Raw genomic sequence first — 14,218 nt, 5'->3', positions numbered from 1 at the left:
GCACAGCAAATACCAGCAATCTCAGCCATGCCTCCCCCTCTTCGGTTTCCCAAAACCCCGATTCAGGATGTCGGTTCCTACGGGCTTGCGCTTGCAGGTGGCGATGAACACTGCTTTTCGGGCGATGAATTAATTCCCCCACTGCACGCAGGCTTCGTTTTCCCTGGTCTGTAAGTGCGGCAAAAATGACGCGGCTGGTTGTCCGTATGGCTTGAGTCGTAGAGTTTTTTTGTCATAAAACTGATGATACAGGAGATGCGGCAACCAGTTCCCATCTCCTCAGCTCCCTTCATCCTCAGACTCTATCGGTAGCATGACTGTCCCGCTTTAAGTGGGAAGCCGGAAATGCCGGCGCAGGACGGCCAGCAAGGGCGCGGCTGCTGTTGCCGCGCCATCCGGCCAGACGATGGCGATCTGGCGCGGCGTGCTGGCCAGGAAATCGACGGCCAGCAAGGCCTCGGTCATGGCGATCGGCCGCTCGCCGAGTACCCCGGCATGGGCACGCAGGCCGCGTTCGGCGATCTGGCGCCAGCGGTCGTCGTCGGTGAGAACGCCGAGGCGGAGTGCATTCAGCAGGGCGACCGAGGTTCCGGACGGTTCGGCGCCGTCGTAGGCGGGCTTTTCACGCGCGATCAAGCGCTCGTGCTCCTGGCTGCTCATGAACCAGGCGCCCGCCGGATCGGCGAACAGGCGCTCGGTGGTCTCGGCCAGCGCCAGAGCGTCGCGCAGGTGGCGCAGGTCGAAGGTGGCTTCGTAGAGGTCGATGAGGCCCGCTGCGAGGCAGGCGTGGTCGTCCAGGAAGGCCGCCTGCCGTGCCTGGCCGTCCTTGAAGCTGCGCCGGAGTCCGCCGTCGGCACCGCGCAGGTGGGTGAGAACGAAATCCGCCGCCCGCACCGCCGCGGCGACGTAGCGCGGCGCGTCGAGAATCCGTCCGGCGACAGCGAGGGCCGAGATCATCAGCCCGTTCCAGGCGGCGAGGATCTTCTCGTCGCGCAAGGGCGGCGTGCGTCTGGCGCGTACCGCGTAGAGCCTGGCCCGCGCAGCGGCCAGCGCTTCCCAGGCGGCTTCGTCGGGACGTGGTACGTTGAGGATGGTGTAACCTTCCCAGTTGCCGCCCGGGTGCACGTCATAGTGGGCAAGGAAACGTTCGGTCATGCCGCCGTTGTCGAGAGCGTCCAGCTCGCGCCGGATCTCGTCCTCGCGCCAGACGAAGAAGCGTCCTTCCTCGCCCTCCGAATCGGCGTCGGTTGCCGAATAGAAGCCGCCGCCGGCGTCCGTCATCTCGCGCAGGACGTAGTCGCAGGTCTCATGTGCGACGCGGGCGAAGTCGGCGCGGCCGGTGACCTGAAACGCCTCGGCGTACGCCACGACCAGCAGGGCGTTGTCGTAGAGCATCTTTTCGAAATGCGGCAGCAGCCAGCGGCTGTCGGTGGAGTAGCGGTGAAAGCCGCCGCCCAACTGATCGTAGAGACCGCCGGCGGCCATCTTCTCCAGCGTCAGGGTCGCCATGCGCAGTGCGTCGGCATCGCCGGTGCGCTGGTGATGGCGCAGCAGCAGGCGCACCGGGATGTGCGAAGGGAACTTCGGCGCCCGGCTCAGGCCGCCGTGCCGGGCATCGAAAGACTGCCGGTAATGCTCGACGGTGGCGTCGATGACGTCAGCGGCGGGCAGGCCGATGGCGGCGTCGGTGCCTCCTGCTCCGGATGCGCCCTGCATGTGTTGGCGAACGGCCTGCACCAGCGCGGTGCACGCCTGACCAACACGATCGGGATCGCGCTGAAAGGTGTCGGACAAGGCGCCGAGCAGCGACAGGAAGCCACGCCGGGTACCGCGATCGCCGTCGCGCGGCGGGAAGTAGGTGCCGCCGAAGAAGGGTTCGCGCGCCGCGGTCAGCCAGACGCTCATCGGCCAGCCGCCGGCACCGGTCAGTTGCTGCACGGCGCTCATGTAGACGGCGTCGATGTCGGGGCGCTCCTCGCGATCGACCTTGATGGCGACGTAGTGATGGTTGAGGAAGCGGGCGATCGCCTCGTCCTCGAAGGACTCGGCCTCCATCACGTGGCACCAGTGACAGGTCGAATAGCCGATCGACAGGAACACGGGCCGGCCGAGCCGCCGCGCTTCGGCGAACGCCTCGTCACCCCAGGGGAACCAGTTCACCGGGTTGTGCGCGTGCTGCAGCAGGTAGGGGCTGCTCTCCAGCGCCAGTCGGTTGGTAAACAGCGGGCGGCCGTCGGCGTCGAGGTGATGCGTGCGCGGCACATAAGCCGGCCCGCGCAGGGCAATCGCGCCGGCAAGCCGCGCTTGTAGCTCGGCGGCAAACGGGTCGGCTCCGGGGGGGCGTATCATCAGGCATTGCTGGCTCCTCGTGGTGGGCAGGCGGTTCAAGGGGAGCGGTGAGTATAGATCAAGCGCGGTGACCCTTCCGACACGCCATCTTCCGCAAGCGCCCCAAGGCGTCTCGAAAATCGAATGTCGCGCAGACGACTTGCGATAAGCGCGTCTTTCGGGGCTTCGAAGCCGATCGAGACATGCCGAAAATGTCTCAGACAGAGTGAATGATGGAGTGAATGTTGACGGACGGACCCCGAGTGGCTACACTTGCGCCTCGCGTGTTCCTCGATAGCTCAGTCGGTAGAGCGTCGGACTGTTAATCCGCAGGTCCCTGGTTCGAGCCCAGGTCGGGGAGCCAAAGAATCAAGTACTTAGCCCAGCTTTCAAGGTTGGGCTTTTTTGCGGGGTTACGCCGGGGTTACATTTGCCGTAATCAAGCCGGTTTCTTGGCCATCAAATCTGATGCGCTTGCATGGCATGTCGTGAGACAACGCACCTTTTGCCGGCAGTTCTGTGATGCCAAGAAAATGCAGGCAGCCCGATCTGGCCACCGTCGCCGGCAACAGCGGGTTGAACTTGGTCACCGCCTCGCCGTTACGCTCCCGGCAACGCAGTGTTGCTTTTCTGCAACAGGTTTCATTTCCGCCGTGTCCGACCGCCTGAGCACTGGCCACCATGCTGGCTACCAATGTTGGCTACCATCGCCGCGGACACCATGAACCTTGCCCTGAACCATCGCCGCACCAAAGAAAAACCCGGCGCTTGGCCGGGTCTGTTCTGGCCTCAATCAATCGGCCTTCGATCTGGCGGAAGAATCTCGACCTCCTGCAGCTTCTGCAGCATGCACTCGTACTCGCCGCTGCAATAGCTCTCGTTCGGCAGATCCAGCGCATAGAGCAGATGGAAGCCGTTACCGGATTCGGCCGCAAGAGGATCAGGCCAGCACTCAGCCTGCAATGCCTGCCAGCACGCCCGCGCCGCCGCCTTGGCGCCTTCCAGTTGCGCATCGGTCGCGCTTGTGTCGGTCGGGTCGGGTCGAAATCGAGCAGCAGCCAGCGCCGCCCGGTCACTTGTCCGTCAGTCGTCGTCGCCGCTGCGCCGCTCTCGATCCGATTGGCGTAGCGGCTCAGCAATTGCGGGTCGATCGGGTTGAGAGTCACATAGACCGTCGCGCCGGTCCTGTTCAGCAGCGCCGCGTGCTCTGCCAGCGCTTGCCGGTGCTCGCCATCGAAGTATCCCGAGTCGGTGCGCTTGCGGCCCTTGGCAAAGGATCGCAGTTCTATCACTGCGTCAGGCGGGTAAAGCGCCGCCAGTGCGTTGAGGATCGCCGCGGTATCGGGCTGGGGAATGGGATAGGGTGCGTTCATCGCCGCGCCCCCCGTCGCCAGCCGCGTTTCGGTTTCCGCGAGGGGTTGGCGAGACCAAGCCAACCTTTCTGCGGGTCGAGTACGGTAGAATGGCGCGCAGCGAACGCAGTACCTTCAGCCGCTTCCGGCAGCAGCCGGGGCGGCTTTTTGTTGGGTTGGATCATTGCCGACCCCCTATGCCGTTGCGCCGGTTTCGCGGGTGCGCTTTTCCAGCCAGGCGATAAGGTCCGCGCGCCGATACCGCACGTTGCGGCCGATCTTGATGAAGGGAAGGTTGTAGCGCCCGGTGCTGCGCCACACAGACAGCGTGCCGGGGGAATTGTCGAGAAACTGCGCCGCAGCCTTCTCGTCGAGAAGATCGCGGCCCGCGTCGATAATGCTTTGAATGGTCATGGTTCGCTTCCACTAAAAATCCGGCTTGCCTGCCGTATGGTTGCGAACTTTAGAGAAAGGGAAATGGGTTGATAAGCCCGTCAGCGCGCAGGGTGTAAGCCCTGCGCTCTGACATTACACTTTGCCGGCAAACATTACACTTTGCGCGCAAAGCGTAGGTTTTTTCGCCTCAGCGCCGATATGCTTACGCGCCGTTCGGAAAGATACGCCGATTATCTTGGCAGCTTCTTCAGCGGCAGCGTCCATGCTTTTATGGTTATGTCCGCAATCGCGGTACCATGCTCTGATTCGTTCTACTTTTTCGCGGTCTTCGGCATGGCTTGCCTGTGGCCTTGATCATCATTCCGGCCAACGCCGAGTGCGGCGCTTGGAGAAAGGAGTGGCAGAACCCTCGAAATCTCGTACCCTTGGAAGTGCAAACTCACCGAGGGAGAAGGAAGATGCTCGAAGGTCCTGCCGGGATTGACTATAGCCCAGATACGAGGCCGGTGCCACCGCGCACTGTACGGTGGTCGATGGTTGGTGGGTCGTGAGGCGCCGCTCGCGCCTGGAGCGGGCGGAGCAGCTTGAGACGGTCAACGCGCGCTTGGCGGCGGGACAGCCGCAACGGCAGGTAGCCGCCGATCTCGGCCTGGCCCGCAGTACCTTGCAGGAATGGTGCAAGCCGGTGGCGGTCGGCGCAGCCCCGGCGGCCTTGGCGGCGTGGGTGGAGACCGCTGAGGGCGTGCGGTGGCTGCATCCACTGGTGTTGGCGGCGCACTTCAGCATCACCCTGCAGGGTGGTGCCGGAGTTTGGGTGGTGTGCCAATTTCTGGAGTTGAGCGGGCTGTCGGCATTCGTCGGTGCCAGCTACGGCACCCACCAGGGCCTCAATGCGGCCCTGGAGGAGGCGCTGGTCGCCGTCGCACATGAGCAGCGCGCGGCGCTGGCGCGGGGCATGCCGCACCGAGATCTCACGGTATGTGAGGATGAGACCTTCCATCCGCAGATGGGTTTGGTGGCGCTGGAGCCGGTGTCGGGCTTTCTTCTTCTGGAGCAGTACGCGGCGGATCGCAAGGCGGCGACCTGGACGCAGGCGCTCCAGGCGGCCCTGGTCGGGTTGAATGTTGCCGTGATCCAAGGCACCAGCGACGAGGCCACGGCGTTGCATCGGCAGGTCGAGGTGGACCTGGATGCGCATCATTCGCCGGACCTCTTCCATGGTCAGCACGAGGTATCGAAGGCCACCAGCCTACACCTGGCCCGCCAGGTCCGGCAGGCCGCCGCGACGGTGGTGGCCGCTCAGCAGGCTTGGGCGGTCGAGCGGGCGGCCCAGCAGGCGTACGAGAACCAGTCGCCTCGTCCCCGCGGTCGCCCACCCGCGTTCGCCGCCCGCCTCCAGGCCGCCGTGAGCGAGGTGGTGCAGGCCGAAGTCGCGCACACCCAGGCGCAGGCGCGTCAGAGCGAAGCCCGCGAACTGGTGCGGGAGCTGGGCATCGGGTATCACCCGTATGACCTGGAGTGTGGACAGGCACAACCCGTCGAACCCGTCGCGCAGCGCTTCAACGACGTCTGGGCGCGGCTCGGGCGTATCGCCCAGGCCGCTGATCTGCCGACGCGCGCCCGTGAGCGCCTGGCCAAAGCGCAACGTCTGACTACCCAACTGCTGGCCACCCTCACCTTTTTCTTCGCCACCCTGCAGGTGCAGGTCGAGGCCCTCGCGCTGCCCCCCGAGCTGGAGCGCGCCCTCGTCGAAGAACTGATTCCCGCTCTGTATCTGGAGCGCGTCGCCGAGCGCAGCACCCTCGCCGAGCCGCGTCACCGACTACGCGCGCTGAGCCGCCAGTTGCTCGAACCGCTGCGTCACGGCGCGCATCCGATCCAGGCCTTACCGTCCACCGAGATCGCGCGCCTGGAACAGGTGGCCGGCGAATGCGCCGATCGCTTCCAGCGCAGCAGTTCCGGGGTGGAGGGCCGTAACGGACAACTGGCCCTGCATCACCAGGGCCGCCATCGCCTGAGCGACCGCAAGCTCGCGGCGCTCACCGCCGTGCACAACTACCACATCCGTCGCGCCGACGGCACAACCGCCGCCGAGCGCTTCTTTGGCCGTGCACACGAAACGCTGTTCGCGCAGGTGCTCCAGCGCATGCCGCTACCCCCACGACCGGCGCGCGACGACCTCGACCACCCAAGCCGCCCTATCTGATGCAGGTGGCGGCGTAGCGGGAGCGGCCGGAATGATGATCGAAGCCCTGTTTCGCGGCGAGGTGATCGAACTCGCCTGTATGGCCCATGCCCGGCGGAAGTTCTTCGATCTCCATCAGGCGAATGGGAGCCCGGTCGCGGCCGAGGCCCTGCGCCGTATCGGCGAGTTGTATGCCATCGAGGACGCTGCGAAAGGGAAGACGGTCGAGGAACGGGCCCGACGACGAAAGGAAACCAGTCAGCTGTTGCTCGAAGCCCTGCACCTATGGCCCCAGAACACTCGCCGATCGGTGGCCGACGGCGGCGCACTGGCCAAGGCGATCGACTACAGTCTGCGGCGCTGGCCGGCCTTTGCCCGTTCTGCCACGAACGGTTTCTATCCGATCGACAACAACCCCGTCGAGAATGCCATTCGCCCGATCGCCATCGGCAAGAAGAATTGGCTGTTCGCTGGTTCCGAGGCGGCCGGCCAACGCGCCGCGGCGATTCAATCGCTGCTCGAAACCGCGCGTGCGAACGGTATCGAGCCCATGGCCTGGCTGACCGACACCTTGGCGAAACTCCCCGACTGGCCAAACAGCCGCATCGACGAGCTGTTACCTCTCAAAAAACCAGTGTAATTGTGCGCACCCAGGGGTGGGTGCGCTGAACGCTTACGCTGTTACTGCAGCTTTTGACCCCGCAGCTTGACCCGGACATGACCCCGCGGCCTGGATGTGATGCCCGCGTGTGAGCCACCGCCTTGGGACAGGGTCGACACGCCGGTCGGTCAGAAGAACCCGCTTGGAGAACTGGCGCCCGAATACGAATTCGGACAACGCCTCTCCTGGTAGCCTCTCGTCCAGCCCCATGGTGGGACGGAAACTCCACAGTCGCCAAGACCCATTGACAGTGGGAACAGGCTTCGGCTGTTGACTACTGGTCCCGGAGTAACTCCTGCAGTTGGATTTCTCATCGTTCGCCCCTGAGCGATGACGACCGGAATCCTCCTAATTTCCCATCCTTGCCGAACACGACGCGAACCGCTTTACCGAATACCATAGATCACTTCCACCCGGCGCATGATCTGGCGGCATTCGGTTGTTCTACAGGCCGGCATTGCTTCCCCTCGACCGACGCTATAGCGACGCAGCGGATGAATCTGTTTCTTGGGAACGCCGTAGGTGCGAAGGAGCTTGGCGACGGCTTCGATACGCCGCTCCGCTATCGCCAGATTATATGAGTCACTGCCCAGGTCGTCCGTGTAACCGGCCAAGGTCACCACCTGCGCCGGATTCGCCTTCAAGCGCACTGCATGATGCCGCAGTTTGTCCTGCCCCGCCGTATCGATACGGGTTGCGCCCTTGGCGAAGTAGATGCTGTTAGCTTCCTCCAGCGCTACAGAATCCGTTTCCTTGGTTGAGGGCGCATCCAATGGGGTATCTGGGGCTGAAGAAGAATCAAGCGACTGTTGCGGCATCGGCTCTGAAGGTGAAATGGCCAAGGTACTGCATCCGATGAGCATTACGCCATAGAACAGCTGTATCAGGCTGGAGAGCCTGGACATGATCTGAGCAGGCCTCATTCCGGATCCCGCAGCATGTCTGCCAGCGGTATGCTGGCGAAGGCATCGTCTCGTCCGGGCAGATGCCGTATCAACTCAAATAGATTGATATACAATGTTTGTAGGGCGACTTCCGGCATGGCGGCAAGCGCTTCAGGAAGGACGCCTTCTGCGGACCCTGGTAGCGCCGCGATGGCCTTCACTCCGTCTGGTGCGAGCTGGAGACCGACCCGGCGCTGATCTTCCTGCTTGCGCGTCTTGATGAGGCATCTTCGGGCGACCAGTTTTTCAACAAGTTGACTACAGGTAGACTGGTGTATACCCAAGCGTGCAGCGAGATCTGTCACGCCAAGCCCCGGGCAGCGATGCACTTCCTGCAGAATCCACATCTGTGAACCAGGGAGTCCGCAACGATCTTCCACCTCACGGAAATACTGGCGCATCGTGCCGTAGATCACACGGAACTGTTGTAGAACCGCCAAGTGGACCGGCGGTGTGGCGGCCGTCAAAGGATGTGTCATCGGCGTGAGGCATTGCTCTAATCGAGATAGAAAGACTATTATATTCACCATCAATGTAATATCGATAGATTTTTTGTACTTGCACCTTTGGCGACAGCATTGTGCCAAGGCCGCTGGTCACGTTTTTGTGCCACTCAGAGCACCGGTAAGGGTTCGCGACTCGATGTTCAATTCGATCCAGATTTTCGGCGTGGCGCTTCTTGGCGGCCTGGGTGCGGGCGAGTTTTCGCGTCGTGCGCTGGCTTTACCACGAACCACCGGCTACGTCGTTTTTGGATTGCTGGTCGGCCAGAGCGGACTGGGTTGGATAGCGCCTTATCACATCGAGTCCAACCAGCTTTTCATCGATCTGGCATTGGGCCTGATTCTGTTCGAATTGGGCTATCAAGTTCCGCTGGTGGCAGTCAGTGAAGGATGGAACCGACTGAGCGCGGGGATACTGATCTCCCTGACCACCGGAGCGACCGTAGTTCTGGCGCTCCTGGCAATGGACTTCTCCGCCAGTTCCGCAGTTTTCGCGACAGCCCTTTGTCTGGCCACTTCGCCAGCGATCACGATTGCCACCTGCAGCGACGTGGGCGCCAGAGGAGAAAAAACCGGCTTGCTGTTCACCATGGTGGCAATCGATGGATGCGTTGCCTTGGTTGTCTCTACCTGGTCAATGCCGCTTCTGGTCGAGGATGGGGCGATTTACAGCCTCGCCGGCGCCTGGACAGCGACGCAGGAAGTCGGTGGGGCCGTGGTGCTCGGTGGTGCCTGCACTGCGCTCGTCCTGACCGGCGCTCAACTCCTGGGACGGCGTTCGGAACACCAGCACCTGTTGATTCTGGGAACCATCGTCCTGGGCGTTGGAACTGCGATCCACCTCGACATTTCCGCATTGCTGCCCATGTTGCTCTTCGGCTATCTGACGCGCGCCCTGGATCGAAACAAGCAGGTCGTTGCCATTCGGATTGCCAGTGACGCCCGGATTTTTCTCGTCGCCACGTTCGTTCTGGCCGGTGCCGCGCTCGACATTGGAGTTGTCGTGGAGAGCTGGCCGGACGCTGTCCTGGTGATCATCGCGCGCTTCGCCGGGCAACTCGCAGGCGTTCTCTTGAATCGCAATCGCCTCTGCTTGGGAACCGCATCTTCAATCTACCTGTCAATTGGTTTACAGCCGATGTCAAGCATTGCTTTGGTTCTTCTTGCCAACATGCAGACGCTCTACTCCGGGCTTGAGCCACGACTGACGGGCGCCTTGCTGGCGACGATTCTTCTCATGCAGTTGTTTGGCCCCTTGGCCACGCAGACGGCGATCAAGGGCTTCGGCGAAGCAACCTATCTGCAATCGGACGACCCGGCAGCAGAGAAGCCTGCCTCCAACAAAGGTTCCTGGGGAGACAAATCATGAGCAGACGCCCTTTACGTATCGGTCTCTCCGCACGCATCTACCACCCAGTGGTCGGCGCCACGGGTTTGCAGTCGAAGTCCCTACAGTACCTCGAGCAATCGGTGGCGCACTGGGTGATGTCCCGCGAAGTGATGGTGTTCATGATCCCCGCGGTCAGTGGCGACGCCATGGTCCATCGCAGCAGCATCCGGCTCTCGGACTACCCGGAGTATCTCGATGGCCTGATTCTCCAGGGTGGAGCTGACCTCAGCCCACAAAGCTACGGGGAGGAGCCGTTGCACCCCGACTGGGCTGGCGACCGGGTGCGCGACGCCTACGAAATGGAACTTCTGCACGAATTCATGGAAGCCGGCAAGGCGGTCCTCGGCATCTGTCGCGGAGCTCAACTGATCAACGTGGCGCTTGGCGGGACACTCTATCAGGACATCGCGACACAGATCGAAGCGGCGGGCGAGCACGTCCATAGCGATTACGACCAGCACAGTCACGCGGTCGAGTGGGCCACAAAGTCCGGCTTGGCGAAGCTCTACCCGGGCAAGACCGCTGGGCGGGTGGTTTCGATACATCATCAGGCGATCCGAGCATTGGGTCGGGACCTGCAGGTCGAAGCGCGCAGCACCGCGGACGGCCTGATCGAAGCCATTCGCCTGCAAGGCAGGCCGTATGTGCTGGGCCTGCAGTGGCACCCGGAGTTCCATCCCCCCGGCAGCGAGGTACTGTTGGACTGCACGCCAATCCTCGACGAGTTTCTCGCTGCCGCGCGCGGCCGATTCTGGTGAGCGGGACGAACCAATGCTGAACGAGATTCTGTCGTCGGCACGCACCGCCTGGGAAGGCTTGCAGGAGCGCCTCTTCTTCCTGCCACCCTTCCCCGATGAACTCGATTCTCTGGCCTTGTTCAGCATGCTGCTGGTCGTCGGTTTGCTGGTCGGCGAGTGGTTGCGCGCCAAACTGGGCTGGCCGAAAGTCATCGGCTACGTCCTGGCAGGAACATTGTTCGGCCCCTCCTTGCTCGGCTGGATCAGCATTGAGGCACTGGCCCAGATACGGCCAATGGCCGATGCAGCGCTCGGACTCCTGATGCTCGAGATCGGGCGACGCCTCGATCTGCGTTGGCTCGGTGAAAACCGCGACTTGCTGAGAGCCACGCTTGGCGAGATCACCCTGTCCTTCACGGCCATTTTTCTCTTCGCCTGGGGGGTGGTTGGTCTGATGGCGGCATGGGCGGCCGCGGCGGCGGCTGTTACCATGGCCTCGGCGCCGGCGGTTGTCCTGCTGACCGTCGAGGAATCGAACGCGCAAGGGCAGGTCAGCGAACGGATCATCCTGCACACGGCGCTGAGCGCGGCTGCGTCATTCGTCGTGTTCGCCGTCGTCGTCGGCGTGGTACATGCGCAATACAGCGACGACTGGCTGAATGCCGTGGCCCATCCGCTGTGGGTGGTGGTCGGTTCCGTGATGATCGCCTGGCTGATGGCGCTTCTCGCTCGTCTGGTCGCGGCACTGTTGCCAAAACGCTCTCTGGCACAGGTCTTCATCCTCGTGGCCACGGCCTTGCTCGCCGTTGGCACCGCCCGCATGTTGGCGGTGCCGGTTTTTCTGACCCTCTTCCTGATGGGGGTAATCCTGTCGTTCAGCGATCAGGAAAGGACGCTCAGCTATACCAACCTGCCGGAAGGACACTGGTTGCTGGCGATCATCCTCTTCGTCGTCGTCGGCGCCTCGCTACCCTGGCAAGACTTCACCTGGCTGATCGGACTGCAGGCGATTGGCCTGTTGATCGTTCGGGCGGTGGCCAAGGTGGCTGCCCTGGCATGGGCCGGCGGTGACCTGGGCGTTGCCAGGCGGGTGCTGGTTGGCATCGGCATTCAGCCGCTGTCGGCCACTGCCGTTTTCATGGCCTATGAAATCGCCGGACTCTACCCGGAAATCGGCCGTTCGTCGCTGTCATTGCCGCTGTTTGCGGCCGCCATCATGGAACTCGCCGGCCCTGCCCTCTGCCGTTTCGCCGTGGTGCGTGCCGGAGAGACCGCGGCGACCGACAACAGCAAGGAAGGAGTGGCATGAGCCAGCCAATCGCCGAATTCAAACAGAGCCAGCCACTGACCCTGGGGGTCGAGCTTGAGTTGCAGCTGGTTTCAGTGCGCGATTTTGATTTGACGCGTGGAGCGACGGATCTTCTCGGCAGCATGGACTACGATGGCCGCTTTGGTGAAATCAAGCTTGAAATTACCGAAAGCATGATCGAGGTCAGCACCCTGCCGCGTACATTCGTCGATGGCATTGCTGCCGATCTGGTCGGCCTCCGACAAGCGCTCGTCAGTCAGTGCGCGCGCAACCATATCGCCGTCTGCGGCGGCGGCACGCACCCCTTCCATCGCTGGGCGGAGCGCCGGATTTGTCCGGGTGATCGCTTCGATGAGATCTACCACCGTTATGGCTACCTGGCCAAGCAGTTCACGGTCTTTGGCCAGCACATTCACGTCGGCTGTACATCCGGTGACGAAGCGATCTGGATGACGCAGGCCCTGGGACCCTATGTGCCGATCTTCATTGCGCTGTCGGCGTCGTCACCGTTCGTCGATGGCGAAGACACACTGTTCCAGTCCGCTCGTCTGAACGCCGTCTCGGCCTTCCCCTTGAGTGGGCAATGCCCGGCCTTGCGCGACTGGGCAGAGTTCATTGAACATTTTTCCTTTCTGCAGGCCTGTGGCATCGCTCGCAGCATCAAGGACCTTTACTGGGATATTCGTCCCAAGCCCGAATTCGGCACCGTGGAAATCCGCGTTTGCGATACGCCACTGACGGTCGAGCGCGCCGCAGCCCTGGCGGCCTTGGCGCAAAGCCTGGTACGCCATCTCTTGCGAACTCGACCCGCGCTTGACACCCAACGGCATCTGTATGTTGCCCGCTATAACAAGTTTCAGGCGTGCCGCTATGGTTTCGATGGGCAGATCTCGGATCCGATCGGCCTGCGGCAAGTCCCTCTCCGGCAGATCGCCCGTGAACTGCTCGCCGTGTTGATCGAGGATGCCCACGAACTTGGCTGTTCCGCCTGGCTGCAACTGCTCGACGCCTCCCTGGCCGGAGAGATCTCCGACGCCAGCTGGTTGCGCGGGCGTCAGGCCATCCACAGAAACCTGAACGATGTCGTCCGTGAGGCCACAATGCGCTTTCGCAATAAAAGGAGCATGCACCTTGCCGAGGGCCCACGATGAAGCACTGGCTGACATTGCTGGCGTTGATGGTACCTTGGGCGTGGCCACTGCATGCGGCAGAGGAGTGTGTCATCGAGTCGGTCCCCAGGAGTGCCAAGGATCCTGGCCCGTGGATCGACCAGGACAACTGGTTGGCACCTGAAAATTTGCGCATCGGCTTGCAGTCATTCGGCAGCTTCACGCCTTCGCTGAAGATCAGGGCGACAGGAACAGCCCAGATGTTCCGCCCTGCTCCTCGACAGCTCGAGCTCGACAAACTCAAGGCCCGCGACCCGCTCGATCAGCAGCTCCGCGATGTCGGATTCCTGCTGGCCACGCGCTTGTATGCCGATGGGCTGTTGGTGCTGCGCGACGGCAAGGTGGCGAGCGAGCGCTACTGGAATGGGCTGGTAGCGCAGGACCAGCGACTGCTGCTTGGCGGAACCCGACCACTGCTCTCCCTGATGGGTGCCATGGCGGTCGCCCAGGGCAAGCTCTCGCCGGACCGCTCGATCATTCGCTACATACCCGCCCTTAGTGGGCAGACGGGGTTGCGAAAGCTGTCGATTCGGCGCCTGCTCGAAGGAGAGAGCAGCTTCGATTGGTCGTCGCACGACGTCAATGACTGGTTGGCGGCCGGTGGATGGAACTCCGGCAACACGGCCGGAGGGATTCGCGCTTGGCTCAACCAACCGGGTCGTTGGGAAAGGGACTTTTCCCCGAACCCGCAACTCGGCGAAGTCGGACCTGACACCGACCTGCTCGTCTGGGCACTTGCGGAAGCGTACCGGGTTCCGCTCACGCGGACTTTTTGCCAGGAACTGTTCGAAAAACTCCGACCCGAGAACGCAGCCCTCTGGCTCACCGACTCGCAGGGAACGGAACTGTCCGCTGGATTGGCGCTCTCGCTACGCGATTTTGCTCGTTTGGGGCAACTGCTGATCGACGCCAGGAACAGCAATCGACGCAACAAGGTCCCGAACTGGTTCATCGAAACGCTGACAGCCTCCGCCGGGCTGCGCATAGCGAATTCTTCGGATCTTGCTGGCCTCAGAAAGGGAAGCGAGTACCGCTATGGTTTTGTGCACCTTGGTGGAGCACCGAACCGCATCGCTATTATCGGCCCCTACGGCAACAGCCTCTACGTCGATTTCGATCGCCGACTGGTGATTGCCATTTTTGCAGCCTATCCGAGGAATCACAGCGCCGGCATGCGGGCGACACTTGAGCAGGTCTGGGACATGCTGGGTTCGGCAACACAGCCCAGCGGCAAGCGTTGAAGC

General features: G+C 62.6%; 12 protein-coding genes, 1 tRNA gene and 1 pseudogene. 8 read left to right on the top strand and 6 right to left on the bottom strand.

Translation table 11 applies throughout. From position 1 onward, the window contains the following. Positions 1-327 precede the first annotated feature (327 nt). On the bottom strand, positions 328-2,349 hold the full coding sequence (locus tag E4Q08_RS21065; RefSeq protein WP_248595050.1) for a thioredoxin domain-containing protein: 2,022 nt from the start codon (positions 2,347-2,349) through the stop codon (positions 328-330). A gap of 267 nt (positions 2,350-2,616) precedes the next feature. Here E4Q08_RS21065 and E4Q08_RS21060 point away from each other — a divergent pair. Beyond that, a tRNA-Asn gene (locus tag E4Q08_RS21060) sits at positions 2,617-2,692 on the top strand. A 49-nt stretch (positions 2,693-2,741) separates the two neighbouring features. Here E4Q08_RS21060 and E4Q08_RS21055 read toward each other — a convergent pair. From E4Q08_RS21055 to E4Q08_RS21045, 3 genes are all read right to left on the bottom strand, one after another. Continuing rightward, on the bottom strand, positions 2,742-3,011 hold the full coding sequence (locus E4Q08_RS21055; RefSeq protein WP_169071815.1) for a hypothetical protein: 270 nt from the start codon (positions 3,009-3,011) through the stop codon (positions 2,742-2,744). An 18-nt stretch (positions 3,012-3,029) separates the two neighbouring features. Then, entirely contained in the window at positions 3,030-3,701 is a 672-nt protein-coding gene (locus tag E4Q08_RS21050) for a hypothetical protein (protein WP_169071814.1), read from the bottom strand. 174 nt (positions 3,702-3,875) lie between these two features. Beyond that, positions 3,876-4,094, bottom strand: coding sequence for a helix-turn-helix domain-containing protein (locus E4Q08_RS21045; RefSeq protein WP_034916479.1), 219 nt, complete (start codon positions 4,092-4,094; stop codon positions 3,876-3,878). 529 nt (positions 4,095-4,623) lie between these two features. Between E4Q08_RS21045 and E4Q08_RS21040 the strand changes: the two genes are divergently transcribed. Together E4Q08_RS21040 and tnpC are read left to right on the top strand one after the other, a co-directional pair. After that, entirely contained in the window at positions 4,624-6,282 is a 1,659-nt protein-coding gene (locus tag E4Q08_RS21040) for a DUF6399 domain-containing protein (protein ID WP_308240194.1), read from the top strand. Positions 6,283-6,322: 40 nt separating this feature from the next. Then, positions 6,323-6,901 (top strand): annotated as a pseudogene (gene tnpC / locus E4Q08_RS21035) (IS66 family transposase); the annotation flags it as partial. Between the two features lie 407 nt (positions 6,902-7,308). Here the strand turns inward: tnpC and E4Q08_RS21030 are convergent. Together E4Q08_RS21030 and E4Q08_RS21025 are read right to left on the bottom strand one after the other, a co-directional pair. Next, the gene (locus E4Q08_RS21030) at positions 7,309-7,827 is read right to left on the bottom strand and encodes an OmpA family protein (RefSeq protein ID WP_169071813.1); all 519 of its coding nucleotides are present in this window, start codon (positions 7,825-7,827) and stop codon (positions 7,309-7,311) included. A 14-nt stretch (positions 7,828-7,841) separates the two neighbouring features. Next, the gene (locus E4Q08_RS21025; protein WP_248595049.1) at positions 7,842-8,306 is read right to left on the bottom strand and encodes a MarR family winged helix-turn-helix transcriptional regulator; all 465 of its coding nucleotides are present in this window, start codon (positions 8,304-8,306) and stop codon (positions 7,842-7,844) included. 13 nt (positions 8,307-8,319) lie between these two features. On the opposite strand from E4Q08_RS21025, the gene E4Q08_RS21020 reads away from it, so the two are divergent. Genes E4Q08_RS21020 through E4Q08_RS21000 form a run of 5 tightly spaced genes read left to right on the top strand, consistent with a single transcriptional unit; the run spans position 8,320 to position 14,215 of the window. Next, positions 8,320-9,738, top strand: a complete 1,419-nt coding sequence (locus E4Q08_RS21020; RefSeq protein ID WP_169071811.1) for a cation:proton antiporter — start codon at positions 8,320-8,322, stop codon at positions 9,736-9,738. Beyond that, on the top strand, positions 9,735-10,517 hold the full coding sequence (locus E4Q08_RS21015) for a gamma-glutamyl-gamma-aminobutyrate hydrolase family protein (RefSeq protein WP_169071810.1): 783 nt from the start codon (positions 9,735-9,737) through the stop codon (positions 10,515-10,517). Before E4Q08_RS21020 ends, E4Q08_RS21015 begins: the two co-directional genes overlap by 4 nt. Positions 10,518-10,530: 13 nt before the next feature. Next, a complete protein-coding gene (locus tag E4Q08_RS21010; RefSeq protein ID WP_169071809.1) occupies positions 10,531-11,805 on the top strand; it encodes a cation:proton antiporter in 1,275 nt (424 codons plus the stop codon). After that, complete coding sequence (locus tag E4Q08_RS21005) at positions 11,802-12,956, top strand: YbdK family carboxylate-amine ligase (RefSeq protein ID WP_169071808.1); 1,155 nt, start codon at positions 11,802-11,804, stop codon at positions 12,954-12,956. Before E4Q08_RS21010 ends, E4Q08_RS21005 begins: the two co-directional genes overlap by 4 nt. Then, on the top strand, positions 12,953-14,215 hold the full coding sequence (locus E4Q08_RS21000) for a serine hydrolase (protein ID WP_169071807.1): 1,263 nt from the start codon (positions 12,953-12,955) through the stop codon (positions 14,213-14,215). The genes E4Q08_RS21005 and E4Q08_RS21000 overlap by 4 nt, the downstream gene beginning before the upstream one ends. The last annotated feature ends 3 nt before the right edge of the window (positions 14,216-14,218 follow it).

Source organism: Candidatus Accumulibacter contiguus, from assembly GCF_012940005.1.
GTDB lineage: Bacteria > Pseudomonadota > Gammaproteobacteria > Burkholderiales > Rhodocyclaceae > Accumulibacter > Accumulibacter contiguus.
This window is presented reverse-complemented; position numbering and strand designations above follow the sequence as displayed.

What these genes read in the sequence shown, in the direction of transcription:
- E4Q08_RS21055 (WP_169071815.1), bottom strand. Translation starts at nt 3,011, where the DNA reads ATGGTGGCCAGTGCTCAGGCGGTCGGACACGGCGGAAATGAAACCTGT.
- E4Q08_RS21050 (WP_169071814.1), bottom strand. Translation starts at nt 3,701, where the DNA reads ATGAACGCACCCTATCCCATTCCCCAGCCCGATACCGCGGCGATCCTC.
- E4Q08_RS21015 (WP_169071810.1), top strand. Translation starts at nt 9,735, where the DNA reads ATGAGCAGACGCCCTTTACGTATCGGTCTCTCCGCACGCATCTACCAC.
- E4Q08_RS21045 (WP_034916479.1), bottom strand. Translation starts at nt 4,094, where the DNA reads ATGACCATTCAAAGCATTATCGACGCGGGCCGCGATCTTCTCGACGAG.
- E4Q08_RS21030 (WP_169071813.1), bottom strand. Translation starts at nt 7,827, where the DNA reads ATGTCCAGGCTCTCCAGCCTGATACAGCTGTTCTATGGCGTAATGCTC.
- E4Q08_RS21005 (WP_169071808.1), top strand. Translation starts at nt 11,802, where the DNA reads ATGAGCCAGCCAATCGCCGAATTCAAACAGAGCCAGCCACTGACCCTG.
- E4Q08_RS21000 (WP_169071807.1), top strand. Translation starts at nt 12,953, where the DNA reads ATGAAGCACTGGCTGACATTGCTGGCGTTGATGGTACCTTGGGCGTGG.
- E4Q08_RS21065 (WP_248595050.1), bottom strand. Translation starts at nt 2,349, where the DNA reads ATGATACGCCCCCCCGGAGCCGACCCGTTTGCCGCCGAGCTACAAGCG.
- E4Q08_RS21010 (WP_169071809.1), top strand. Translation starts at nt 10,531, where the DNA reads ATGCTGAACGAGATTCTGTCGTCGGCACGCACCGCCTGGGAAGGCTTG.